The sequence below is a fragment of the Streptomyces luteireticuli genome, assembly GCF_041519305.1.
GTDB classification, from domain to species: domain Bacteria; phylum Actinomycetota; class Actinomycetes; order Streptomycetales; family Streptomycetaceae; genus Streptomyces; species Streptomyces luteireticuli.
In genome coordinates, this window is record NZ_CP167927.1 from 7,540,298 (window position 1) to 7,563,541 (window position 23,244).

Genomic DNA, 23,244 nt, shown 5'->3' on the forward strand with positions numbered 1-23,244 from the left:
CGTCCGTCTGTGTCCTTCCTACGTTCCCCCGGGCGGTGGTGCAGGCGGTGCTGCTCCATCGGGGGTGCGACCGGTGACCGGTCTCCCTCCGAACGGCCGCCTCCGTGTCGCGTTCCGCGGAATCACGGCATGGCATGGGAGATGGCACGGGAGGAAGCCGAGACGGAGGTACGGATGGTGGGCAGTCGGGCGCGTGGTGCGGGCAGCGGGGCGTGGGGACGGGCGCGGAGGTGTCCGGCGTGGCCGGCCGTCCTGGCGTCCGTGCTCCTCGTGACGGGGATCTTTGCGACGGGGTTTTTTACGGCGACGGACGCCGCGGAGGCGCAGGCGCGCCACCGGGCGCCGGTCCGGCCGTCCGTCACCAAGGAGTCCGACTGGCGGGGAGTGGCGGCCGTGCTCGGCCACCCCGGGCGGGTCGTGGACCGCCGGGCCTACGGGATCGGGTTCCCCCGCGCCGACCTGAAGGTGGTCTGCCAGGGGCACCGGGTCGCGGCGATCGGTTCGTTCGTCTCCTTCATCCGTTACCCCGACCGGCAGACGATGATGATGGGCGAACTCGCGCTCACCGAGCCCGAGGTACGGAAGGTGCACGACGCGCTGGTCGCCCACGGCCTGGCCCAGACGTCCCTCCACGAACACCTCCCGGCCCATAGCCCCCCGTTGTGGTGGCTGCACTTCCACGGCATGGGCCGGGACCCGCTGGCCCTGGCCCGCGGGCTGCGCGCCGTCCTGGACGTCACCGGCACACCGCACGTGAAGGGCACCCCCCACAAGGTGACCCTGGAGCTGGACAAATCGGCCATCGACAGGGCGCTGGGAGCCGCGGGAAGGGCGCAGGGCAAGGTCTACAAGGTCACCTACGCCCGCAGGGAGACCGTGGCCGACCACGACCGCGTCCTGCCCAGGATGACGGGCAGCACCAGCGCCCTGATCTTCCAGCCCCTCGGCGGCGGCAAGGCCCTGCTGAACGGCGACATCGCCGTGACCGCCCATGAAGTGTCCGCCGTGACGAAGGCGTTGCGGCGCGGCGGGATCGAGATCGTGGCCTTCCACAGCCATATGCTCACCGACCAGCCGCGCCTGTTCTACTTCCACCTGTGGGCCGTCGGCGATCCCGTCCGCCTGGCCGGTCACCTCCGTACGGCCATCCGCCACACCAACTCCTCGCCCGCCGCGCCGGACTGACTCAGGATCAGTTTTCGTCCCCGTCGGGCTCCGCGTGGGGGAGCAGAGGGAACAGCCGGGCGACGAGGGCCACCGGGAGGGCGCCCTCGGGGCGGGCCAGGGGGCGGTGTTCGCGGTCCCGGTACGGGGCGAGCGCCCGGCGGATCGTTTCGGCGACCCGGCTCATCTCCTCCGGGGTCAGGTAGGAGATGGCGCTGAACGCCTCGTCGCGGCGCCAGTCGGCGGGTGCCCGGTCCCGCCGGGCGAGCCACTGCTGCCAGCTCTCGTCCTCCAGCGCGCGGGCCCGCGCCTCGAACCCGTCGTCCTGCACGGTCGCTTCGGTCGCTTCGGTGGAGTGCTGCTGCCGGAGACGCCACGGGCGGGCGCGGCCCCCCGCGTGGGGAGCCTCCTCCACGTATCCGTGGCGGGCGAGCTGCCGCAGGTGGAACGAGCAGAGCCCCGAGCTGTAGCCCAGCCGACCGGCGGCTTCGGTCGCCGTGACCGTGCCGACCTCGGCGAGCAGGTCCAGCAGGGCGGTGCGGACCTCGTGCAGGCGCAGTTGTTCTTCGGTCACTTTGCAAAGTCTGCTACTTTGCAAAGCCTGTGGCAAGCAAGAAGAAGAAATGTGGGGGGAACCAGCGATGCCCGTCCGTCATGACCAGTCCGGTGCCCGTGTCCGTCTCCAGGGCCGTCCCGTCGACACGTATCCGGCACTGCCGCCGGAGGCGGAGCGAGGATCCGTGCGCCGGATCACGGTGATCGGCGAGGAGGTCCTCAGCCGCCCGTGCCGGGAGGTGACCGAGTTCGGGACCCCGGAGCTGTCGGCGCTGATCGACGACATGTTCCTGACGATGCACGTGGCCGACGGCGCCGGCCTCGCCGCCAACCAAGTCGATGTCGATCTGCGGTTGTTCGTCTACGACTGCCCGGACGAGGACGGGATCCGGCACGTCGGCCACATCGTCAACCCGGTTCTGGACGAGCCCGATCCGGGCGACCGTCGGCTCATCGACGACGGCGAGGGCTGCCTGTCCGTACCCGGAGCGACCAAGGACGTCCCCCGCGCCGACCGTGCCGTCGTCCGCGGCTTCGACAGGGACGGCAACCCCCTCGTCATCGAGGGCACGGGCTACTTCGCCCGCTGCCTGCAGCACGAGACCGACCACCTCGTCGGCCACACGTACCTCGACCGCCTCTCCACCCGGGACCGCAAGGACGCGCTGCGACAGATGGAGGCCCGGCGGGACGAGGTCTTCGCGCGACGGGCCGCCAGGGCCGACGAGTTGGGCCGCCGGGGTGCCTGATCGCCGGATGTGACAGGCTGCTGCGATGACGCAGCACTTGATAGCGGTGGCGGGCAGCGCCCCCGGCGTGGGAAAGTCGACCCTCTGCCGCGCCCTGACCGCCCGGATCGCCGCGACGGGAGTCGTGGTCGATCACTTCGAGGAGGCGGAGGTCCTCACCCGCCCCGCCTTCCGCCCCGTGGCCGAGGAGTTCGCCGGAGGGGCCCGCGCGGTACGGCCCGCGACCCTGGTCGCAGCCACCCGCTCCTACGTGGAGGAGGCGCGGGCCGACGGAGTGGACGTGCTGGTGACGGACGCGCTGCTCCCGTTCGTTCCCTCGCTGGTGGCCTGGGGACATGACGAGACGGAGATCGCCCGGACCGTCCGGGACGTGGCCGGGGCCGTGGAGCCGACGCGCGTCTGCGTCGTCTACGTCCGGGACGACCCGGAAGCCGCCCTGCGGCGGGCGGTCGAGCGCGAAGGACCGCAGTGGGCGGACTGGTACGTCGACAGGCTCCGCAGCTCCCCGGGCACCGGTTCCGTCCGGGACCTGGAGTCCGCGGCCGGTCATCTGCGGCGGGAGAGCGCCCTCACCCTGCGCGTGCTGGCGGCGACGGGGTGGAAGGTCCTGGTGGTGGACGTCGACGGGCGGGACGCCGCGCAGTTGGAGGAGGAGGCCGGGGAGTGGTTGCAGGGATGGCTCGGAAGGGAACTCCGCCCACCCGGCTGCCGGTGACATGGACGTGGGGCCGTACGCCGTCGGCGGACCGACCGTCCTCCGGTCGGTCCGCCGACAGCCTTGATCAGTGCGCCGTGCGCGTATTCCAGATGGCCTGACTGCCGTCATAGATCACGACGTTGCCGTCGTCCTGGACGGCGAGCCGGGACCCCGGGTGCCCGGCGGTCTTCGAGTTCCACGCCGCCTGTCCGGAGCGGGTGTAGACGACGAAGTTGCCGTCGGTCTGGAAGACGGCCCGCCAGCCCCTGTTGACGGTGGAGGCGTCCCAACGGGCCCGGCCGAACTCGTCGTACACGACGAGGTTGCCGTCCGTCTGCATGACCAGCGTGGCCGTGTCGGAGCTCCAGGACTGGCCCCGCTCCAGCACGGCGGGCGCGTCCAGGATCTGCGTGGCCTTGATTCTTGCCGTGGTCGTGGATCTCGCGTCGTTCACCGAGCTGTGTATGGACGGTGCGGCGCCGGCCTGGCCGGCGAGTGTCAGGGTGGCGAGTGTGGCTACTGCGAGAAGTGCGCTGACCCTCTTCTTCATGAGGAGGGCCCTCCTTTCGCCGAGTCGGTCGTCCACCGGCTTCCCCGCCGGGGACGGCGGACCGCAGTCTGCCACCGCATGACTGGATGAAGGTTCGACGATCGGGGGAAATGACGCGTTCGCATCGCTGTATTGGCCAACTGGCCGCTGTGGACACGGGAATGCCCAGGCGCACCACCCGTGTCCTGTCCGGGGAACCGTTCGCCGGAACACCGGAACTGTCCTGCTCCCGCAGGCGGTTCACGCCCCCGGCGCGGGCCGTACGCCGATGCCGTTCCGCTCGAGGAGGGCCGCGGTGACGCCGTCGCCTGCCACCGGTCTGCCGGTGAACGACCCGTCGTAGACCGACCCCCGCCCGCACGAGGGGCTGCGCGGCGTCAACAGGGCCTGCGTGCAGCCCGCTTGGCGGGCCGCCGCGAGGGCGCGCCGGGCTCCTTCGACGAACTCGGCCGTCACGTCGCGCCCGGTGTCCTCCACGACCCGGGCCGTCCCGTCCAGTACGTCGTGTCCGTCCCCGCCCACCAGCTCCGCGGGCCGCCGGGGAGTGGCGAGCCCGCCGGCCACCTCCGGGCAGAAGGCCACGACGTCATGCCCCGCCACCGCCTGCTCGACCTCCGGGGAGGCCTTGTGCCGTCCGTCGTACCGGCACGGGATGCCCCGCAGGCATGCACTGACCAAGATCGCTTCCACGGTGCCAGGTTAGCCTGCCGCCGCGGCCGGGAGTCCGGTCAGGTGGTCGTCAGGGCCAGATGCCGTCGTTATCGTCGTCGGGGACGATGACGATCAGGCCGTCGTACTTGCCGCCTTTGCAGATGTCGTAGTCGTAGTCGCCCCCATTGGTCGTGATCTCCGTCGGTAGCCCGCCATTGTCGATGCACTGCGCATCGGTGACGGGTTGCGGTTCCGGGGCCGCCGTGGCGGGCGTGGTGCCGAGGGCGGGCACGGCGAGCAGAAGGGCCAGCGGCCCGAGGACGCGGGAGACCTGGTGTATTCGCATGGGAATGCCCTCCTCCTACCGTTGAACGCATGACCTGCTCAGTGTCGCCGTCCGTGTGAGAGGCCGCCCGGTCTGCTGCTCCACATGGGGGACCGGCCGGCTTCGCGTATCGCAGGGGCGAATCCAGCAGAAGGAAACAGACGCCGGTGCCTCCCGAGATCCAAAGCGGCTTCGGGTTGAGGGATTTGAACCCAGCCGCGCAAATGCGGATTACCAGAGAAGTATCCGAAGCCTGTTGCACCGGGAGGCGCCCGGCGTCGTGTGCACCACTGTATCCGTGGCCACGGACGGCACCACTAGTTTTTTCGTCCCGCGCCCGGCAGGCAGGCCCGCTGCCCGCAACGGACCGCGGCGGGGACGGCGGTCTACGCTCGCGCCATGACGATCACATACGAGTGGCGGGGCGACTTCGACAACGCAGCCCTCGACGCACTGCACGCGGAGGGTTTCAATCACCGCACCCTGGGCGTCGATTGGCTGGCCCAGGTGCACCGCCACAGCCTCGGCTGGGTCTGTGCACGCCATGACGGCGACCTCGTCGGCTTCGTGAACGTCGTGTGGGACGGCGGCGTCCACGCGTTCGTCCTGGACACCGTGGTCGCAACGGCCCACCGCCGCTCCGGGGTCGGGGTGGAGCTTGTCGCGGAGGCCGCGCGACAGGCCCGTACGGCCCGATGCGAATGGCTGCACGTCGACTTCGAGGACGACCTGCGGTCGTTCTACTTCGAGGCCTGCGGGTTCAGGCCCACGCCCGCGGGGTTCATTGCGCTCTGAGCCGGCCTCATCGCATCGCTCCTCGGCCATGCAGGGGGCCGTTGAAGGAGTTCGATAAGTCCACTTCAGAGCAGGTGACTTGGTCGTCGCTCTTTCAGGGGGAGGTGGGCGGTGGCCGGCCGACCGGCGTGCTGCGTATGCGACGGATCTGTCCGATATGGAGTGGGGACCCCTTGAGCCTCGCGTGCCGCCGCCGAACCCCGGCGGTCGGCCGCCCAAGCATGGCCGGTGGTTCCAGCGGGCCGTACGGCTGCCCACCGAGCACTTGGAGGTCCAGCTCGCTTTTCCTGCCGTGCTCGACCCGGTCGTGTGGGGGACCGAGACGTCGATGACTGCCGAGGCATCGCCTCTGCGGACAGCCACGGTCCGGCGGGACGAGAACGGGACCAGGCTGTTCTCCTGGACGACATCCGCACCGGCCCTCCACGCCCGGTACCGTCTCGAATGGAGGTTCCGGGCCCGGCCCGAACGCGACGTGAGTGACAAGGAGTTCCAGTGACAACGGTGCGGCCCAGCGAGCAGATGCGTGACCTCGGCGTCGTGCAGTACGGCGCCGCCGTCCTCGCCGAGGCAGCCCACCGCTTCGACCTGCCGGACGAGAAGGGCACTGCCGAGCAGACCGTCGAAACGCTGTTCGCTGCTATGGAGCGGATCGCGCGCGTCCATCCCTTCGCCAAGGGCATGGGCATCGCGGCCCCGCAGATCGGCATCGCCCGGGCGGCGGCCGTCGTCCAGCCCGCTGACCCCATCGCGGCGGCGATCGTCCTGCTCAACCCGCGCATCACCGCCCACTCCGACGAGACGGACGAGCAGTACGAGGGCTGCCTGTCCTTCTTCGATGTCCGCGGCATGGTCCCCCGCCCCCTGGCGATTACGGTGACGACCACTGCCCTGGACGGCACCGAGGCCACCACGGTGTACGAATGTGGCCTCGCCAGGCTCGTCGCCCATGAGATCGACCACCTCGACGGGCTGCTCTACACGGCCCGGATGCGAAGCGGAGTCTCCCCCATCCCCGTCGAGCAATACCGCCAGACCGGCCGCACCTGGGCCTACGAGCAGTAGCAACCTGAGGCGGCGGGCCAGCATCTCGGCGCAGCACGACGAACTGCCCGGCGGTGCCTTCGAAGTCGGCGTCCCCGAATGGATCGACTATCGCAAAACCGGCGGCCAGCCTCTCTGCCTGCCCATCGGCCCGCCCTCACCTCGCCGGACACCCCGCCTACGACGCCGCTCTCCCGGCCGTCCCGGACGACAACTACACCGACTGTGACCACGGGCGATACGCACCCGCGTGCGTAGACCGGTGCCGTGAGTGCGACCTCGGCGATTACCCGATCCTGGCGGGCGTCCCGTCAGCCGGGGTGCGTACTCGGCGAGAACGCCCCCTATGTTCTCCGAACGCCGGTGGAAACGTCTCCGAAGGCGGTCGACGCTCCGGGTGTGGAGGCCATGGCGAAGACCTGTTCCGTTCGACGCAGCGGTAGTGGTCGTGCTGCCGACCGCCCTGTGCAACCCGAGCTACTGCTGCCTCCGTGTCCAGCCGGTGCTGACCGTACCGCTCGACCGTGTGACGAGCACACGGTCCGTGGCGCTCGTGCTGGCAGGATGCCGGCGGACCACGGGTGAAGGCGGCATACCAAGGAGGAACGGCAGTGAGCAGCATCGAGTTCGAAGCCAGGGCACTGGGCATCGACGTCGCGGCCACCATGGCGGCGATCGGGCGATGCGGTGGCGTTCACGTCGCGGACAGGCTGATGCGCCGTTACGTGTACGACATCGTCCCCGGTGTCGCGGGGCGCTGGATCCGACTTCGCGATACGGGAACCGAGGTGACCTTGTGCGTGAAGCACATCGTGTCGGACACGATCGACGGCACGCGGGAAGAGGAAGTCACCGTGGACGACTTCGACACCACCAACACGCTGTTGGGACTCATGGGGTTCACGCCGAAGGCCTACCAGGAGAACCGTCGGAGTTCGTATCTCCTCAACGGCGTGCAGCTGGAGATCGACAGGTGGCCGCTGATTCCTCCGTACCTGGAGATCGAGGGTGACAGCGCTGAGGACGTCATCTCCACCGCGAAGCTCCTGGAGCTGGACCCTGGCCGGCTGACCGCTGTCAACACGATCGGGATCTACGCGCACTACGGGATCGACCTGGAGAGCATCCAGGACCTGCGTTTCCGCGAATGAGCCGTCCTCTTGAGAGGTGAGGAGCCCCGAAGTTTCCGGACAGGCATCCAATAGGGTTGTCCTGAACAGGAAACGAGGAAGAAGAAGTGGCGCCACCCAGCAAGTACACCCCGGAGTTCCGGGAAGAAGCCGTCCAGATCGCGTTGCAGTCGAGCAAGACCGTCACCGAGGTAGGGCGTGAACTCGGAATCAACCCGGAGACGCTCCGCGGCTGGGTGAAGAAGCATAAGCGGCGCAACGAGCCGACGGTCGACGCACCATTGGCGCTTGACGAACGGGCCCGTCTGAAGGAAGCGGAACGGCGCGTCCGTGAGCTTGAGATGGAGAACGCGTTCCTGAAAAAAGCCGCAGCGTACTTCGCGAGGGATCCCCGGTAGCCAGCAAGTTCGAGTTCATCGAAACGATGCGACTCGACACCGAGGAGTACGCCTACACAGTCGAGTTCATGTGCCAGCGGCTCGGCGTGTCCAAATCTGGCTACTACGACTGGCGCTCGCGCTCCGATTCCGCGACGGCGAAACGCCGCGAGGAACTGAAGACGCTCATCCGGAAGGTATTCGAGATGTCGGACAGCACATACGGGTACCGGCGCGTGCATGCCCAGCTGGCCCGCTGGGGCGTGGCCGCCGGCCTGGAGCTGGTCCGCCAGCTGATGCGGGTCCTGGGCCTGGTGACCTGCCAGCCGAAGCCGAAGAGGTTCGGCCTGACCCGGCCCGCGGCCGGCGCGTTGCCCGACCTCGTCGGCCGCGACTTCACCGCCGATGCCCCCGGCGAAAAGCTCGTCGGCGATATCACTTACATCAAAACCGGTGAAGGATGGCTCTATCTGGCGACGGTCATCGACTGCTGCACCAAGGAAGTCATCGGATACGCAATGGACGACCACTACCAGACACCTCTGATATCCCGGGCCATACGCAACGCCGCCCGCAACCGGAAGCTGGCCGCGGGAGCCATATTCCACTCGGATCGCGGCAGCAACTACATGTCAGCCGAGTACGCGGGCGTCCTCTCAGGGCTCGGACTGCGGCAATCAGCCGGCCGCACCGGAATCTGCTTCGATAATGCTATCGCCGAATCGTTCTTCGGCACACTGAAAAACGAGCGAGCATCACGCGTAACTTACCTGACCCGTGAAGCTGCCCGACAGGACATCACCCGGTACATCGAATTCTGGTACAATCACAAACGCCTTCACTCGGCAGTGGGATACCGGCCTCCCCGTGAAGTCCATGCCGAATACCAGAAGTTGCGATCCGTCGCGTAAGAGACCGTCAGACGCTTGTCCGGAGAACTCGCGGCGCCTCAAGGAGCGCCATGAACGACGATTCGGATTCCCTGCCGGTGACCGTGGTGGCGGATCGCGTAGTACCGGGTGAAGATTATCGATGCCTGCGGGCTGGCCTGCGGATTCTGTCACAACGAAGGCACACCTGTGGCTGCGGACAACGCCGGCCAAGCCAGGGCCGGTTCACCGGAACGCCGGGCAGGACAGGGCGGGTCTCGATCTACCTGCACACCAATGGTGCGGACTTCCTGCCCGAACGGATCGAACCGAATGCCGACTGCTCTGGCCCCGGCCGCTGCGCGAGGAGCCGTGGGAACCGACACGGACTGCCAAGAGGGTTACTGCGGCATCCGCATGTATCGAGCCCGGCAGGGGCCGTTCATGGTGGGGGTGTGCATTCAGCGGATGGACCTGTGCACTTCCCTGGGTGAGTTCGTCATGAGCAAGCGGCGGGACGAAGTGCGCCACCTCCGCGATCAGGAACTCCTGCGGCTGCGCATCAAGTACCGCAAACAGATCCACGGCGCGGCGTCGGCCTGAGCAATAGCGCTTTGAGGCCGAGTGATCTGCCTTTCCGTTGAGGTGACTTGATAGGTTCGCTCCATGAGATCCCATCAGGCGGATGTGTGTCATTCGGCTTCGTCCTGGCGGCAGCCCTGCCCTCCGGCGGCCTCCGTGGAGCGCAGCATGCTGGTTGAAGAGGTCGCCAAGCGCATCCTGGCCCTCGGTCAGGGGCGCCTGCTCGTGGGGGTCGATGGCCTCACGGCTGCGGGGAAGACGAGCTTCGGGCATGAACTGGCCGAGTGGATCAGTGCTGCGGGGCGGCCGGTGCTCCGGGCGACTCTCGACGACTTCAAGAGGCCGTGGAAGGACCGGCACCTCCACGACCGGGAGTCCGGTGAGGGGTACTACCGCAACGCGTACGACTACGACGCGGTCAAGCGGCTGTTGCTGGATCCCTGCCGGTCATCGGGAGCGACAACCTGTGCGCTGTGCAGTATCGACCCGCTGACCCAACGGGATCATTCATCGGAAGTGACGCCGCTCGGGGCGGACTCGGTGCTGATCGTGGACGGCGTCTTCGCGTTCCGGCCCGAGATCGATGAGTACTGGGACTTCCGGATCTGGTTGCAGGTGGATGCGGAGCTGTCCGTTCGGCGGGGTGCCGAGCGTGACCAGGACCGGGCCGGATCCGAAGCGGAGTTGATCCATCGCAACAGGTATCTGGTGGCCGAGCGTCTCTATCTTCAGGAGGTCGACCCGTTGCCGATGATGGATGTCGTCATCGACAACTCGGTGTTCGCGCGTCCGCGGATCGTGACACCTTGACGCCGGCACGGTGCAGGCCGCGGCGGGAGCAACCGTGCCATCTTGGCCATGGTTACGGGGGCAGACTTTGCAGAAACGATCGACTGAGATGTTCCGGACAGGGGCCCGGACGGTGCTTCCCGGGCCGTGCCGGACCGGGGCATGGCGTCCCGCTGACAAGTGCATCGCCCTGCCCCCGGCTCGGGGCAGGGCGGCGGTCTCCCCCCTGGTCTCACCCCTGGGAAACATGGGGCTTTGTCAGCACCTTGCCCAGGCGAGCGTCCGAGGAGCCCTTCTCGTTCGCGGTCATCTTCCGGGTCTTGGCGACGACCGCGTTCCGCACTCCGTCGGTTCCGTTGTCGGCGGGACTGACGATGGTGCCCTTGACCTGTTCGTTGATGACCAGACCGTCGGAGTAGAAGTGCCAGGTGCCCGTGACCTTGTGCATGGCCTGGGCCCGGTCGATCCAGCCCACTTCACCAGGCTTCACGGTGATCCCGATGGATCCGCCCTCGGAATGTGAATTGCTCCATGTGTAGCCGTACTTGGCGGAGACGCTCGCGCTGAGAACCTTGTCGATGAGCGTGGCGGTGACCGAGGCGGAGACCTCCACCGTGTTCGTGGAGCCCACGGTGTCCGACCAGTTCAACTGCTGTGTGGCGTCCGAGCTGGTGTAGTTGTACAGGTCGTCGGAGGCGGGGTGGTAGTTCCCGAGGTACGCCTTGTCGACGACAGGGTTGTCGAAAGTGCAGTACAGGTGGTCCGGCTTGTCGGTGACGACCTTCTGGCAATAATCAAGAATTTGGGCGTCGGAGGGGTGATCGATCCCTCCGAACAGCTTCTTCACCTCGGCCTTCACCTCTGCGTTCACATCGGAATTTCCCGGATTCGTGTCGGCGGAAGCCGGCAGGGTTCCCCCGACGGCGGCGGCCGTGGTGACCGCGAGGGCGGCCAGTGCCCGGACTCCGTACCTTCTGGACCAGATCATGTTCACTCCGCATACCTGTCTCGAAGGCCTCCACGGGAAAGAGGCTCCGTCTCAGCTTGACCCGCTCCCGCGTCGAATTTCGACCCAAAAGCAGGTAAATAGAGCGAAGTGAATCCGGGATGGGAAATGACGATTTCCCATTTCTCAGGAATGTGGTGGCCCTCACCCACCCCCCGCCAGCAACCGATACCCCCGCTTCGTCACCGTCCCCACCAGATGCCCGTACGGCCCCAGCGCCGTGCGCAGGCGGCCCACCGCCGCTTCCACCGCGTGTTCGTCGGGGCGGCGGCGGGACGGGCCCGGCCAGGCGCGGTGGAGGAGTTCGGTGCGGCTGAGGACCGTGCCCGGGCGGTCGGCCAGGGCCGTCAGGACGGCGGCGGGGACCGGGGGGAGGCGGAGGACCGCGTCGGGGGCGAGGACGGCCGTGCCCTGGAGGATCAACAGGCCTGCGGGGGTGACCAGTTCGCGGCGCTGACGGTGGATCAGTTCGCGGGTGAGGACGCGGACGAGGGAGCCCAGGCGGCCGCGCTCCGGCCAGACGCAGGGGACGCCGGCCGCCAGGAGGGGGCGGGCGCAGACCGGGCCGATGCAGGCCGGGACGACGTCATGGCGCAGGGCCGCGAGGAGCTCCTCGCGGTCGCAGGAGGCGAGGAACGCCTCGATCGCGGGGGCGCTGGTGAAGGGGAGGGCGTGCACCTCGCGCCGCAGCGTCCGCTCCGCCAGGCGGCGCACGGCGGCCGGATCCTCCGGCGGGCCCCAGCGGTAGACGGGGACCTCCACGACGGAGGCCCCCTGGTGGCGCAGCGCCGCGGCGAACTCCGGCAGCGGTGCGCCGTGTTCCTGCACGGCGACGCGGCGGCCGCGCAGATCGCGGGCGAGCAGCCAGGCGAGGACCTCGTCGAGGGCCTCCGAACCGGGTGCGTACCCCTCGTGCAGCCCGCAGGCGCGCAGCGCGCCCGTCGCCTTGGGGCCGCGGCTGATCAACACGGCCTCGCGGCAGGCCGCGAGGAGCCCTTCGCCCAGCCCCCAGTCCTCCGCCGCGCCGACCCAGGCGCGCCAGCCGACACCGGTCGTGGCCACGGCGTAGTCGACCCCGCCCGCCAGGCACGCCTCGGTCGCCGCGCGCAGCAGGGTGTCGTCGGCCAGCGGCACGATGCGCATCGCGGGTGCCAGGACGACGTCCGCGCCGCGGCGGCGCAGCAGCGCGGCGAGCTCGTCGCGGCGCCGGTCCGCCGTGACGCCCACGGTGAAACCGGTCAACGGCGGCGGCCCCGGTGTCGAACTTCCCATGGGGTGAGGCTCGCCGATCGGCGTTAAGCCCCTGTTGCGGCAGGATCACGGGACCGTGAGGTCCGTGACCGCCGTGGTGCGGGAATGTGTCGTCCGCCTCACAGCGGGCACGCCCTTGCGTGTGGGTGATGTGAGCGGGCGGCAACGCGGCCGTCGCACGCCGGAAACGGGGGACGCGGAAGCTTCTGGCATGACCTCCACGGACACCCACTGCCCCTACTGCGCACTCCAGTGCGGCATGCGGCTGCGCCCCGTCCGGCCGGACCGGCCCGGCGGGCCCGCCGTCGAGGTGGGCGAGCGTCCGGAGTTCCCGGTCAACCGGGGGGCCCTGTGCGGCAAGGGCCGTTCGGCGGCCGCCGTCCTCGGGCGCTCCGTCCGTTTGACGGAGCCGCTGGTGCGCGACGTACGCACCGGCACGCTGCGCCCGGCGGCCTGGGACGAGGCGCTCGACCGGGCCGCGCGCGGGCTCGCGGAGGCCGGGGAGCGGTACGGGCGGGACGCCGTCGGGGTCTTCGGCGGGGGCGGGCTCACCAACGAAAAGGCGTACCTGCTCGGCAAGTTCGCCCGCGTCGCGCTGCGCACGCCGCATATCGACTACAACGGGCGCTTCTGCATGTCGTCCGCCGCGGCCGGCCAGCGCGCGGCCTTCGGGCTCGACCGCGGGCTGCCGTTCCCGCTGGAGGACGTCGCACGGACCGGCTGTCTCCTGCTGGCCGGGAGCAACCTCGCCGACACCATGCCGCCCGCCCTGCGCTATCTGCGCGCCCAGCAGGAGGCCGGCGGCCGGCTGATCGTCGTCGATCCGCGCCGCACCCGTACCGCCGAGGGCGCCGATCTGCACCTGCGCCCCGCCCCCGGCACCGATCTGGCGCTCGCCCTCGCCCTCCTCCACCTGGTGATCGTCGAGGGGCGGGTGGACGAGGCGTTCGTCGCCGCCCGCACCACCGGCTACGCGCACGCCCGCGCCGCCGCCATGGCCCACTGGCCCGAGCGGGCCGAACGCATCACCGGAGTGCCGGTGTCCGCGATGCGGCAGGCGGTGGCGATGTTCTGCGACGCCCCCAGCGGCATGGTCCTCACGGCGCGCGGCAGCGAACAGCACAGCAAGGGCACCGACACCGTCGGCGCCTGGATCAACCTGTGCCTCGCCACCGGCCGGGCCGGCCGCCCCCTCAGCGGCTACGGCTGCCTGACCGGGCAGGGCAACGGGCAGGGCGGGCGCGAACACGGTCAGAAGGCCGACCAGTTGCCCGGCTACCGGTCCCTCACCGACCCCGGCGCGCGGGCGCACGTGGCCGGGGTGTGGGGCGTGGACCCCGATTCCCTTCCCGGACCCGGGCGCAGCGCCTACGAGCTCCTCGACTCGCTCGGCACGGACGGCGGTGTGCGCGCCCTGCTGCTCATGGGGTCCAATCCCGTGGTCTCCGCCCCGCACGCCTCCCATGTCACCGAGCGGCTGGGGGCGTTGGACCACCTCGTCGTCTGCGACGTCGTCCGCTCCGAGACCGCCGAGCTCGCCGACGTCGTCCTGCCCACCGCCCAATGGGCCGAGGAGGACGGCACGATGACCAACCTGGAGGGCCGCGTCATCCTGCGGCAGGCGGCCGTCGCCCCGCCGCCCGGCGTGCGCACGGACCTCGCCGTCCTGCACGCGCTCGCCGCGCAGCTCGGCCGCGACACCGGCTTCCCCGCCGCCGCCGGGGAGGTCTTCGACGAGCTCCGCGCGGCGTCCGCCGGGGGACAGGCCGACTACGCCGGCATCAGCTACGACCGGATCAGGGCCGAGGACGGCGTCTTCTGGCCCTGCCCGGACCCCGAACACCCCGGCACACCCCGGCTCTTCCTCGACCGCTTCGCCACGGCGGACGGCCGCGCCCGCTTCGCGGACGTCTCCCACCGGCCCGCCGCCGAGGAGCCGGACGCGCGCTATCCGCTGCGGCTCACCACCGGACGGGTGCTCGCCCAGTACCAGAGCGGCGCCCAGACGCGCCGCACCCCCGAACTCCGACGGGCGGCGCCGGGGCCGTTCGTGGAGCTGCACCCGCGGCTGGCCGCGCGGCTGGGGATCGCCGACGGGGACCCGGTCGTCGTCACCAGCCGGCGCGGACGGGTCGTCGCCCCCGCCGTGGTGACCGGGGCGATCCGGCCCGACACCGTCTTCATGCCCTTCCACTGGGCGGGACCCGGCCGGGCCAACACGCTCACCAACCCGGCGCTCGACCCGGTCTCCCGGATGCCCGAGTTCAAGGTGTGCGCGGTACGGGTGGAGAAGGCGGCATGAGCGGGGGCGTACGGAGTGTCGCCGTCGTCGGAGCCGGAATGGCCGCCGCCCGCTTCGCCTCGCGGCTCCTGGCGCTCGCGCCGCCCGGCGGCGTCGAGGTCACGCTGTACGGGGCCGAGCCGTACGGACCGTACAACCGGGCGCTGCTGGTCGGCGCGTTGCGGGGGCGGCCCGCCCCCGGGGAGCTCGGCCTGTCGGCCGGCAGGGCGACGGTGCGCACGGGGACGGAGGCCGTCGCCGTCGACGCGGCCGCCCGTACGCTGCGCACGGCGTGCGGTGCCACGGCTGCCTACGACGTGCTCGTCCTGGCCACCGGGTCCGAGCCCGTCCTGCCGGAGCTGCGGGGGCCCGTGCCACGGGCCGGGGTCCACCTGCTGCGCACCCTCGCCGACCGAGGGCGCCTCGCCGCCGGGGCGAGGGTCGTGCGGACCGTCGTGGTGGTGGGGGGTGGGGTGCTGGGCGTGGGGGTGGCGCGGGCGCTGGCGCGGCCGGGGGTGGAGGTGCATCTGGTGTGCGGGGCCTCGGGGTTGATGGCGCGGCATCTGGACGCGGGGGCCGCGGTGGCGGTGCGGCGGACGTTGACGGGGGCGGGGGTGACGGTGCACGCGGGGCCCGTGGTGCGGCTGCTCGGTGACGAGCGGGTCGTCGGGGCCGAACTGGCGGATGGCCGTTGCCTGGACGCCCGGCTGGCCGTGCTCGCGTGCGGGGTCCGTCCTCGGGTCGCGCCGGCCCGGGCGGCCGGGCTGGATGTCGCCGACGGTGTGGTGGTGGACGACGGGCTGGCGACGTCCGCTCCCGGGGTGTACGCGATCGGGGACTGCGCCGAGCACCGTGGCGTCGTCCACGGGCGGGCGGAGGCGGCGTGGGAGCAGGCGGACGTGCTGGCCGCGCGTCTGTCGGGGGCGGACCCGGAGGCGGTGTGCGGGGTTTCCCCACCTTATCTGCGGCTGAGTGCCGGGGAGTTGGAGATCGCGGCGTTCGGGGATTCGGCGGGGGAGGGGACGGGGGTGGTGGTGCTGGCGGATGCGCGGGGCGGGACGTATCGGAGGTTGGTGTGGGAGGGGGATGTGGTGGTGGGGGCGGTGTTGGTGGGGGATTTGGGGATGGTGGGGGAGGTGGGGGATGCGGTGTTTGGGCGGGAGGTGGTGGAGGGGGATGGGGTGCGGTTGCTTTTGGGCGGGTGAGTTTGCCCCCGGCCCGCCCTTTCACCGTTTCTTCCGGGGGCTGCGCCCCCTGCACCCCTGCTCCCGGGGCTCCGCCCCGGACCCCGTTTGTCGCGGCTTCGCCGCTCGTCCTCAAACGCCGGACGGGCTGGATCGGCGCGCCATTCCAGCCCGTCCGGCGTTTGAGGACAACCGCGCGGAGCGCGGTTTCGGGGGGCCAGGGGGCGCAGCCCCCGGTCAACGCGGCGAAGCCGCGTTACGGGCCCGGGGCTTGCCCCGGAAGAAACGGTGAAAGGGCGGGCCAGGGGCAAACCCCCCTCCCACCCCAGCCACAACACAAGGAGAACCCGAGACCCATGACCAACAAACCCCGCCTCCTCCTCATCGGCCACGGCATGGTCGGCCAGCACTTCCTCCACTCCCTCACCCACCGCACCACCGCCTTCGCCATCACCGTCCTCGCCGAAGAACCCCGCCCCGCCTACGACCGCGTCCACCTCACCTCCCTCCTCTCCGGCACCACAGAACACGAACTCTCCCTCTGGACCGACGCGTTCGCCGCCGAGCACGGCATCGACCTGCGCCTCGGCGACCCCGCCACCGCCGTCGACCGCACCGCTCGCACCGTCACCACCCGCTCCGGTGCGACGATCGGCTACGACACCCTCGTCCTGGCCACCGGATCCCGGCCCTTCGTACCGCCCGTCGAGGGCCGGGACACCCCCGGCTGCTTCGTCTACCGGACCGTCGACGACGTCTCGGCCGTGCGCGCCCGCGCCGGGAGGACGGGGGCCGGGGTCGTCGTCGGCGGCGGGCTGCTCGGGCTGGAGGCGGCGGGGGCGCTGCACGCCATGGGGCTCGTCACGCACGTCGTCGAGTTCACCCCGCGGCTGATGGCCGCGCAGGTGGACGACGGCGGCGGCAGCGCCCTGCGGCGCAGGGTCGAGCGACTGGGCGTCGTCGTCCACACCGGCGTCGCCGCGCGCTCCGTCGAGGCGGGGGCGGACGGCGGCGTCCACTGCGTGACGCTCACCGACGACACGGCCATCGACTGCGGACTGGTCGTCTTCTCCGCGGGCGTCCGCCCCCGCGACGACCTCGCCCGCGGCTGCGGACTGCCGGTCGGCGAGCGCGGCGGCATCGTCGTCGACAAGGGCTGCCGCACCGCCGACCCGAGGATCCACGCCATCGGCGAATGCGCGCTCACCAGCGATGGCAAGGTGCACGGGCTGGTCGCGCCCGGATACGCCATGGCCGAGGCGGCGGCGGGGCAGATCGCGGAAGGGCGCGGCGAGTTCACCGGCTCGTACCCGGCCACCAGCCTCAAACTCCTCGGCGTCGACGTGGCCGGCTTCGGCGACGCCCACGCCACCGGCGACGACGCCCTGGAGGTCACCTACGCCGACAGCCGCGCCGATGTCTACAAGAAGCTGCTGCTCACCCCCGACGGGCGGATCCTCGGCGGCGTCCTCGTCGGCGACACCGGCGCCTACGACGTGCTGCGCCCGCTCGCCGCCGCCGGCGCGCCCCTCACCACCCCGCCCGAACGGCTCCTGTTCCCGGGGGGCGACGCGTCCGACGCGCCGTCCGGCCCGGCGGGCCTCCCGGACGAGGCCCTCATCTGCTCCTGCCACCACGTCACCAAGGGCACCATCCGCGCCGCCGTCACCGAGGACGGCTGCACGGACGTCCGCGCCGTCCAGCGCCGCACCCACGCCGGCACCGGCTGCGGCTCCTGCACAGGACTGCTCGCCAAGCTGATCCAGAGCACGCCGGGCGAGGGCGGCGTGCCCGTCGCCCGGGGACTGTGCGAGCACTTCGACCGGACCCGCCCCGAACTCTTCGAGATCGTCCGCACCACCGGCATCACGACTTTCTCCCGGCTCATCGACGAGCACGGGAACGGCAGCGACGGCTGCGACATCTGCAAACCCGCCGTCGCCTCCATCCTCGCCACCCTCAACCCCCGGCTGGGCAACTCCGTCCACATCCTCGACGGCGAACAGGCCGCCCTCCAGGACACCAACGACCACTTCCTCGCCAACCTCCAGCGCAACGGCTCCTATTCGGTGGTGCCCCGCATCCCCGCCGGGGAGATCACCCCCGAAGGGCTCATCACCATCGGCGAGATCGCCCGCGACTTCGGCCTCTACACCAAGATCACCGGCGGTCAGCGGATCGACATGTTCGGCGCCACCGTCGACCAACTCCCGCACATCTGGCGCCGCCTCGTCGACGCCGGCTTCGAATCCGGCCACGCCTACGGCAAGGCTCTGCGCACCGTGAAGTCCTGTGTGGGCACGGACTGGTGCCGCTTCGGCGTCCAGGACTCCGTCGCCCTCGCCATCGAACTCGAACTGCGCTACCGGGGACTGCGCTCCCCGCACAAGATCAAGGCCGCCGTCAGCGGTTGCGCCCGCGAATGCGCCGAGGCCCGCGGCAAGGACTTCGGCGTCATCGCCACCTCCGCCGGCTGGAACCTCTACGTGGGCGGCAACGGCGGCATGACACCCCGTCACGCGGACCTCCTGCTCGCCGACGCCGACCACGACACCCTCGTCCGCACCGTCGACCGCTTCCTGATGTTCTACGTCAGCACCGCCGACCGCCTGGAGCGCACCGCCCCCTGGATCGAACGCATGGAGGGCGGCCTCGACCGTCTGCGGTCCGTCCTCGTCGACGACGCGCTCGGCATCTGCGCCGACCTCGACGCGCTGATGGCCCGGCACGTCGACACCTACGAGGACGAGTGGCGGGCCACCCTCGACGACCCCGAACGGCTGCGCCGCTTCGTCTCGTTCGTCAACGCCCCCGGCACCCCCGATCCCACCGTGCGCTTCGTCACCGAACGCGGGCAGATCCGCCCGGCCCCCGTACTTCTGCCCACCCCCGTCCCCGCCCCCGCCACTGCCCCGGCGGTGGCCCGGTGACCGCCCCGCTCACCGTCGAGATCGACCTGGGCTCCGGCTGGACGCCCGTGTGCCGCTACGACGACCTGGTCCCGGGCCGGGGCGTCGCCGCCCTCGTGGACGGCCGGCAGGTGGCGCTCTTCCGCGACCGCGCCGGAACGGTGTACGCGGTGGGCAACCACGACCCGTTCAGCGGCGCCCATGTGATCTCGCGCGGTCTCCTCGGCACCCGTGAGGGCGTCCCCGTCGTCATCTCGCCCATGCACAAGCAGGCGTTCGACCTGCGGTCGGGCCGCTGCCCCGACGAACCCGAAGCACCGGGCGGGATCCCCGCCCAACTGCCCATATGGCCCGTACGACTGACTCCCACTGACTGACCTCCACCGATTGACCCCCACCGCCTGAACCTCACCGCCTGAACCTCACTGAATGACCCTGCCGAATGACGGGAGACCCCCATGAACCCCACCGTGCCCACCGCCCTCGGGCCACCCCGGGACCCCGCCGCCCCCGACTCCCGCCGCCGCATCGGCGCATGGCACCCCGAGGACCCCGTGTTCTGGGAGACCACGGGCGCGGCGGTCGCCCGCCGCAACCTCGTCTGGTCCGTCCTCTGCGAGCACATCGGCTTCTCCGTCTGGTCCCTGTGGTCCGTCCTCGTGCTCTTCCTCGGACCGGAGTACGGCATCGACCCGGCCGGCAAGTTCCTGCTGACGGCCGTCCCCACCCTCGTGGGAGCCGCCCTGCGGCTGCCGTACACCGTCGCCGTGACCGTCCTCGGCGGCCGCACCTGGACCGTGGTCAGCGCCCTGCTCCTGCTGGTGCCCACGGTGCTCATCGGCGTCGTCCTCCACCCCGGTGTCTCCTACGGCACGCTGCTCGTCACCGCGGCCCTCGCCGGGGTCGGCGGCGGGAACTTCGCCTCCTCGATGGCCAACATCAACGCCTTCTACCCCCAGCGCCTCAAGGGACGCGCCCTCGGCGTCAACGCCGGCGGCGGCAACCTCGGCGTCCCCGCCGTGCAACTCCTCGGCCTGCTCGTCCTGGCCACCGCCGGCGCCGGGCACCCGCGGCTGGTCGTCCTCGGCTACGTACCGGTGATCGTCCTGGCCGCCCTCGGCGCGGCGCTGCGGATGGACAACCTCCCCGGCGCGCGGCCCCCCGGGCGACCGCTGCGCGAAGTGGCCCGGCAGGGGCACGCGTGGGCGGTGTCCCTGCTCTACATCGGCACGTTCGGCTCGTTCATCGGCTTCGGGTTCGCCTTCGGGCAAGTGCTGCTCGTACAGTTCCCGGACGCCTTCCCGACCCCCGTCCGGGCCGCCTCCCTGACCTTCCTCGGCCCGCTGCTCGGCTCGCTGGCGCGGCCCCTCGGCGGGCACCTAGCCGACCGCCGGGGCGGCGCCCGGGTCACCTTCTGGACGTTCGCCGCCATGGCCGCCGGCGCCGGGCTCGTCCTGCTGGCCTCCCGGGAGGACTCCCTGCCGCTGTTCCTCACCGGCTTCGTCCTGCTCTTCGTCCTCAGCGGCGTCGGCAACGGCTCGGCCTACAAGATGATCCCCGCCGTCTACCGGGCCGAGGCCCGCCGGAAGGCCGCGCGGGGCGAGGACGCCGGGGCCGCCGAGGCCCGCGCCCACCAGCACGCGAACGCACTGATGGGCATCGCGGGCGCGGTCGGGGCGCTCGGCGGAGTGCTGATCAACCTCGCCTTCCGCCAGGCGTTCCTGACCGGCGGCACCGGCGAACCGGCCTATCTGGCCTTCCTCGCCTGGTACGTCCTGTGCCTGGCGGTCACCTGGGCGGTCTACCTGCGGCGGCCCGACACGGTGTGAGACGACACGGTGTGGGACGGCCGCGCGGCCTGGGCGACGTGCTGCCCCTTGCCGTTCCCCTTGCCCTTGCCGTGCTCGCCCGGGGTGTTCCCGACCTTCGCCGTGATCCCCGCCGCCGCGTTGGCCGCGGTGAGCTGGTACGGGCCGAAGGCCGGGTTCCTCGGGTTCAGATAGCCCTCGGGCATCGCGGTCTCCAGCAGGTAGTACGTGCCCAGCGGCAGGTTGGTGAAGGTGCAGTGGCCCTGGGGGTCAGTGGCGCAGCCGGTCTCGACGCGCTGGTCGGCGCCGGGTCCGTTGAACTGGAGGCCGGGCTTTCCGTTCGTCTCGCGCCACAGCTCGAACACCGCGCCCTGGAGCGGGCGTTTGGTCCGGGTGTCCGTCTTCTCCAGACGGATCGAGCCGTGCGGCTCCTCCGGTTTGACGTCCGTGGCCGTGGCCGAGACGCCCGTCGCCGCGTTCTGCGGGGTCAGCGTCAGCGGGCCGAAGACGCCCGGGGCGGGGACCAGATAGCCGGGCGGGGCCTGGATCTCCTGCCAGTAGTACGTGCCGGGTTCGACCGTGGCGCGGCACGCGCCGCCCGCGTCGGTGGTGCAGGGCCCGTCGACCTTGGTGTCCGGGCGCGCCCCCGTCGTCTGCAGCCCCGGCATGCCATTGGTCTCCCGCCACAGCTGGAAGCGGGCGCCCGGCAGGACGGCGTGCGTCCCGGCGTCCTGTTTGACGACCGACACCTGGCCGGTGACCGGGGGCGGAGGAGGCGGGGGAGGCGTCGTCCCGCAGTCCGGCAGGTCGCCGTTGAACGGGTAGTTGTGGAACTCCTGCCCGCCGCCACCCGTCGCCGCCGACGTGTGCGTCAGCGAACCGGTGGTGAAGAACCGTCCGTTGATGCCCGGGAGCGAGACCGTCGTCCCGCTGGACGGAGTGCCGATCAGGAAGCTCCCCTGGAACTGGCCCGTCCCCTTCAGCTCCACCTGGGTCGCGTCCGGGATGTTCCACAGCAGCCGCTCGCGCAGCCTGTTGAACGCGTTGTCGTCGGTCAGCGTGCCGCTGTAGGTGTTGATGACGCGCGCCTCGCCGAGGAGGTTGACGAGTACCGTGGCGCCGTCCGGGATGCCGGTGAAACGGACGCCCTCCTGGCCGCCGCCGCGTCCCGCGATGTCGAAGTCGACGTTGAACACCTGGAGTTGTGACGTCCCGTCGCCCGCGAACAGGGTCTCCGAGCCGTTGTTGACCGCTGTCCCCGTCGCGGGGCGGCCCAGGCCGTCGGTTCCGTGGGCGTAGCAGCGGCTCGCGGTGGAGAGCTCCTCGCGGAGGCCCTCGTACGGCTCCGCGGCCTGCGGGTCCTCGATACTGCGCCCGATGACCGTCCCGGTGGCGGGGCCCGCGTGCCGGACCACGCCGCGTTCCGCGTCGAGCCGCTGTCCCGGTGCGACGGTGACGGATCCGCCGGTCGTCAGCCAGTCCGCGCCGTCCGGGGGCGGGACCCGTGAACCCACCCCGGCCAGGCCGATGTTGTAGAGAGCTCCGCCCCGCGACTTGTTCTGGTCGAACGAGCCGAGCGTGACGACCCGGCCCTCCGCCTCGGCGGCGGCGCCGCGCACGAGGAAGTCCCCGCCGACGAAGATGTTGATCCCGTTGTCGCGGCCGGCGATCGGGCCGTTGCTCACGGGCGGGTAGACGGCCGGGCACTGCCCCGGCACGCACGGGCCGAGCCCGCCGGGGAGGGGGACGGGGACGGCGGGCCGTGCCAGCGGTCCGGCGACGGCGAGGGCGGTCAGGGCGGCGACGGCCGTTGTGCGCCACGGGGGTCTGTGCACGGTGTCCTCGTAAGGGTGAGTCGGTGTGTGTTTTTCGTATAGATCGTGACCATATGTCGATGAATTGCCCGGCTCGGCGCGCGGAGGAATGACCCATTCAGTGGAGAATGGTAAATATCCGAACATTTAGCCGCAGGATCGATTTTCCTTACCCGAAAGGGTGAAGGGGTGTGTATCTGTGGACGGCCTGGGGCAACCACGGGGCGACTCGCACAAAACGCCGAGTTTTCGATCAACTCGCTTGAAAGAAAGGGGAATTGTCATGTTGTGTCCTGAACGCGAAGGAAGCCTCGATGTAGAACGAGTCGTCTGACCGCGGTGCTGTGCGGAAGATGAAGGTTTCGTGGCCCTTCGGAGCCGCCCTGCGGGGGGAGGCTCCAAACCGCCTCATGCTGCGTTGGATTGAAGACCGTCGTGGTGAGCGATGAGGAGAAGGCGCCCTTGACGGCGTCAGGTGGGGACCGGGAAGGCGAGCGCAAGCGAACCACTGCCGAAGCGTCGTAAACCCTAGAAGACATCAGAACCGGGGCATCATGACGGTCCCGGGATAAGCCTGGCGGAAGCCCGCCGACTGGCCAGGTGGTGTCCGGCGTAGAGGTGGCGCGAGCCCGGTCTGCGGCTTCCGTACGGAACAGGAGAAGGCGCGTCCCGAGACTGCCCCGGCTGTTGGTGGCCGGGCGAGAGGGAGTGCCC

22 protein-coding genes are annotated in these 23,244 nt (G+C 70.7%); 15 read left to right on the forward strand and 7 right to left on the reverse strand.

Annotated elements, in window-relative coordinates; translation table 11 throughout:
* Nucleotides 1–270: 270 nt before the first annotated feature.
* Nucleotides 271–1,185 (forward strand): DUF1259 domain-containing protein, encoded by a 915-nt coding sequence (locus AB8735_RS33875; RefSeq protein WP_372411476.1) that lies wholly within the window; start codon nucleotides 271–273, stop codon nucleotides 1,183–1,185.
* Between the two features lie 7 nt (nucleotides 1,186–1,192).
* On the opposite strand, the gene AB8735_RS33880 is transcribed toward AB8735_RS33875, so the two are convergent.
* Nucleotides 1,193–1,738, reverse strand: coding sequence for a winged helix-turn-helix domain-containing protein (locus AB8735_RS33880; RefSeq protein ID WP_372411477.1), 546 nt, complete (start codon nucleotides 1,736–1,738; stop codon nucleotides 1,193–1,195).
* A 67-nt stretch (nucleotides 1,739–1,805) separates the two neighbouring features.
* On the opposite strand from AB8735_RS33880, the gene def reads away from it, so the two are divergent.
* Nucleotides 1,806–2,468: a peptide deformylase gene (gene def, locus AB8735_RS33885; RefSeq protein ID WP_372411479.1), complete on the forward strand. Its 663-nt coding sequence runs from the start codon at nucleotides 1,806–1,808 to the stop codon at nucleotides 2,466–2,468.
* Nucleotides 2,469–2,493: 25 nt separating this feature from the next.
* Nucleotides 2,494–3,183, forward strand: coding sequence for a hypothetical protein (locus AB8735_RS33890; RefSeq protein WP_372411480.1), 690 nt, complete (start codon nucleotides 2,494–2,496; stop codon nucleotides 3,181–3,183).
* 67 nt (nucleotides 3,184–3,250) lie between these two features.
* On the opposite strand, the gene AB8735_RS33895 is transcribed toward AB8735_RS33890, so the two are convergent.
* The 3 genes from AB8735_RS33895 to AB8735_RS33905 form a co-directional block, all read right to left on the reverse strand.
* Entirely contained in the window at nucleotides 3,251–3,715 is a 465-nt protein-coding gene (locus AB8735_RS33895; protein WP_372411481.1) for a hypothetical protein, read from the reverse strand.
* A 240-nt stretch (nucleotides 3,716–3,955) separates the two neighbouring features.
* The gene (locus AB8735_RS33900) at nucleotides 3,956–4,405 is read right to left on the reverse strand and encodes a DUF523 domain-containing protein (RefSeq protein WP_372411482.1); all 450 of its coding nucleotides are present in this window, start codon (nucleotides 4,403–4,405) and stop codon (nucleotides 3,956–3,958) included.
* Between the two features lie 49 nt (nucleotides 4,406–4,454).
* Nucleotides 4,455–4,712 carry a hypothetical protein gene (locus tag AB8735_RS33905; RefSeq protein WP_372411483.1) on the reverse strand — a complete coding sequence of 86 codons (258 nt, stop codon included), beginning with the start codon at nucleotides 4,710–4,712 and terminating at the stop codon, nucleotides 4,455–4,457.
* Nucleotides 4,713–5,090: 378 nt separating this feature from the next.
* Here AB8735_RS33905 and AB8735_RS33910 point away from each other — a divergent pair, with 378 nt between their 5' ends.
* From AB8735_RS33910 to AB8735_RS33940, 7 genes are all read left to right on the forward strand, one after another.
* Nucleotides 5,091–5,486 carry a GNAT family N-acetyltransferase gene (locus AB8735_RS33910; protein ID WP_372411484.1) on the forward strand — a complete coding sequence of 132 codons (396 nt, stop codon included), beginning with the start codon at nucleotides 5,091–5,093 and terminating at the stop codon, nucleotides 5,484–5,486.
* Between the two features lie 184 nt (nucleotides 5,487–5,670).
* Entirely contained in the window at nucleotides 5,671–5,985 is a 315-nt protein-coding gene (locus AB8735_RS33915) for a hypothetical protein (RefSeq protein ID WP_372411485.1), read from the forward strand.
* Nucleotides 5,982–6,551, forward strand: coding sequence for a peptide deformylase (locus tag AB8735_RS33920; RefSeq protein ID WP_372411486.1), 570 nt, complete (start codon nucleotides 5,982–5,984; stop codon nucleotides 6,549–6,551). Before AB8735_RS33915 ends, AB8735_RS33920 begins: the two co-directional genes overlap by 4 nt.
* A gap of 590 nt (nucleotides 6,552–7,141) precedes the next feature.
* Nucleotides 7,142–7,681: a class IV adenylate cyclase gene (locus AB8735_RS33925; RefSeq protein WP_372411487.1), complete on the forward strand. Its 540-nt coding sequence runs from the start codon at nucleotides 7,142–7,144 to the stop codon at nucleotides 7,679–7,681.
* Nucleotides 7,682–7,767: 86 nt separating this feature from the next.
* Nucleotides 7,768–8,948, forward strand: a protein-coding gene (locus AB8735_RS33930) for an IS3 family transposase (RefSeq protein ID WP_372411489.1) whose coding sequence is annotated in 2 segments (ribosomal slippage) — nucleotides 7,768–8,032 and nucleotides 8,032–8,948 — 1,182 coding nt in all. Because the reading frame shifts where the segments join, the coding sequence is not laid out codon by codon here.
* Nucleotides 8,949–9,278: 330 nt separating this feature from the next.
* Entirely contained in the window at nucleotides 9,279–9,509 is a 231-nt protein-coding gene (locus tag AB8735_RS33935) for a hypothetical protein (RefSeq protein ID WP_372411490.1), read from the forward strand.
* Between the two features lie 147 nt (nucleotides 9,510–9,656).
* Nucleotides 9,657–10,298 (forward strand): uridine kinase, encoded by a 642-nt coding sequence (locus tag AB8735_RS33940; protein ID WP_372411491.1) that lies wholly within the window; start codon nucleotides 9,657–9,659, stop codon nucleotides 10,296–10,298.
* 211 nt (nucleotides 10,299–10,509) lie between these two features.
* On the opposite strand, the gene AB8735_RS33945 is transcribed toward AB8735_RS33940, so the two are convergent.
* A complete protein-coding gene (locus AB8735_RS33945; RefSeq protein WP_372411492.1) occupies nucleotides 10,510–11,265 on the reverse strand; it encodes a hypothetical protein in 756 nt (251 codons plus the stop codon).
* A 162-nt stretch (nucleotides 11,266–11,427) separates the two neighbouring features.
* Nucleotides 11,428–12,555 carry a uroporphyrinogen-III synthase gene (locus tag AB8735_RS33950; RefSeq protein WP_372411493.1) on the reverse strand — a complete coding sequence of 376 codons (1,128 nt, stop codon included), beginning with the start codon at nucleotides 12,553–12,555 and terminating at the stop codon, nucleotides 11,428–11,430.
* Between the two features lie 190 nt (nucleotides 12,556–12,745).
* Between AB8735_RS33950 and AB8735_RS33955 the strand changes: the two genes are divergently transcribed.
* The 5 genes from AB8735_RS33955 (at nucleotide 12,746) to AB8735_RS33975 (ending at nucleotide 20,737) form a co-directional block, all read left to right on the forward strand.
* Nucleotides 12,746–14,836: a molybdopterin oxidoreductase family protein gene (locus tag AB8735_RS33955; RefSeq protein ID WP_372411494.1), complete on the forward strand. Its 2,091-nt coding sequence runs from the start codon at nucleotides 12,746–12,748 to the stop codon at nucleotides 14,834–14,836.
* On the forward strand, nucleotides 14,833–16,020 hold the full coding sequence (locus AB8735_RS33960; RefSeq protein ID WP_372411495.1) for an NAD(P)/FAD-dependent oxidoreductase: 1,188 nt from the start codon (nucleotides 14,833–14,835) through the stop codon (nucleotides 16,018–16,020). The genes AB8735_RS33955 and AB8735_RS33960 overlap by 4 nt, the downstream gene beginning before the upstream one ends.
* 335 nt (nucleotides 16,021–16,355) lie before the next feature.
* Nucleotides 16,356–18,929, forward strand: coding sequence for a nitrite reductase large subunit NirB (nirB, locus tag AB8735_RS33965; protein ID WP_372411496.1), 2,574 nt, complete (start codon nucleotides 16,356–16,358; stop codon nucleotides 18,927–18,929).
* Nucleotides 18,926–19,285, forward strand: a complete 360-nt coding sequence (gene nirD, locus AB8735_RS33970) for a nitrite reductase small subunit NirD (protein WP_344020729.1) — start codon at nucleotides 18,926–18,928, stop codon at nucleotides 19,283–19,285. The genes nirB and nirD overlap by 4 nt, the downstream gene beginning before the upstream one ends.
* 81 nt (nucleotides 19,286–19,366) lie before the next feature.
* Nucleotides 19,367–20,737, forward strand: a complete 1,371-nt coding sequence (locus tag AB8735_RS33975; RefSeq protein ID WP_372411497.1) for a nitrate/nitrite transporter — start codon at nucleotides 19,367–19,369, stop codon at nucleotides 20,735–20,737.
* Here the strand turns inward: AB8735_RS33975 and AB8735_RS33980 are convergent.
* Nucleotides 20,710–22,551 carry a choice-of-anchor A family protein gene (locus tag AB8735_RS33980; RefSeq protein ID WP_372411498.1) on the reverse strand — a complete coding sequence of 614 codons (1,842 nt, stop codon included), beginning with the start codon at nucleotides 22,549–22,551 and terminating at the stop codon, nucleotides 20,710–20,712. The two genes, AB8735_RS33975 and AB8735_RS33980, sit on opposite strands and share 28 nt — an antisense overlap.
* Nucleotides 22,552–23,244 lie beyond the last annotated feature (693 nt).

Bases quoted from the DNA above. Each gene is read 5' to 3' on its own strand.
- def (WP_372411479.1), top strand. From the start codon at position 1,806: ATGCCCGTCCGTCATGACCAGTCCGGTGCCCGTGTCCGTCTCCAGGGC.
- AB8735_RS33890 (WP_372411480.1), top strand. From the start codon at position 2,494: ATGACGCAGCACTTGATAGCGGTGGCGGGCAGCGCCCCCGGCGTGGGA.
- AB8735_RS33895 (WP_372411481.1), bottom strand. From the start codon at position 3,715: ATGAAGAAGAGGGTCAGCGCACTTCTCGCAGTAGCCACACTCGCCACC.
- AB8735_RS33905 (WP_372411483.1), bottom strand. From the start codon at position 4,712: ATGCGAATACACCAGGTCTCCCGCGTCCTCGGGCCGCTGGCCCTTCTG.
- AB8735_RS33910 (WP_372411484.1), top strand. From the start codon at position 5,091: ATGACGATCACATACGAGTGGCGGGGCGACTTCGACAACGCAGCCCTC.
- AB8735_RS33940 (WP_372411491.1), top strand. From the start codon at position 9,657: ATGCTGGTTGAAGAGGTCGCCAAGCGCATCCTGGCCCTCGGTCAGGGG.
- AB8735_RS33945 (WP_372411492.1), bottom strand. From the start codon at position 11,265: ATGATCTGGTCCAGAAGGTACGGAGTCCGGGCACTGGCCGCCCTCGCG.
- AB8735_RS33950 (WP_372411493.1), bottom strand. From the start codon at position 12,555: ATGGGAAGTTCGACACCGGGGCCGCCGCCGTTGACCGGTTTCACCGTG.
- AB8735_RS33955 (WP_372411494.1), top strand. From the start codon at position 12,746: ATGACCTCCACGGACACCCACTGCCCCTACTGCGCACTCCAGTGCGGC.
- AB8735_RS33960 (WP_372411495.1), top strand. From the start codon at position 14,833: ATGAGCGGGGGCGTACGGAGTGTCGCCGTCGTCGGAGCCGGAATGGCC.
- nirB (WP_372411496.1), top strand. From the start codon at position 16,356: ATGACCAACAAACCCCGCCTCCTCCTCATCGGCCACGGCATGGTCGGC.
- AB8735_RS33975 (WP_372411497.1), top strand. From the start codon at position 19,367: ATGAACCCCACCGTGCCCACCGCCCTCGGGCCACCCCGGGACCCCGCC.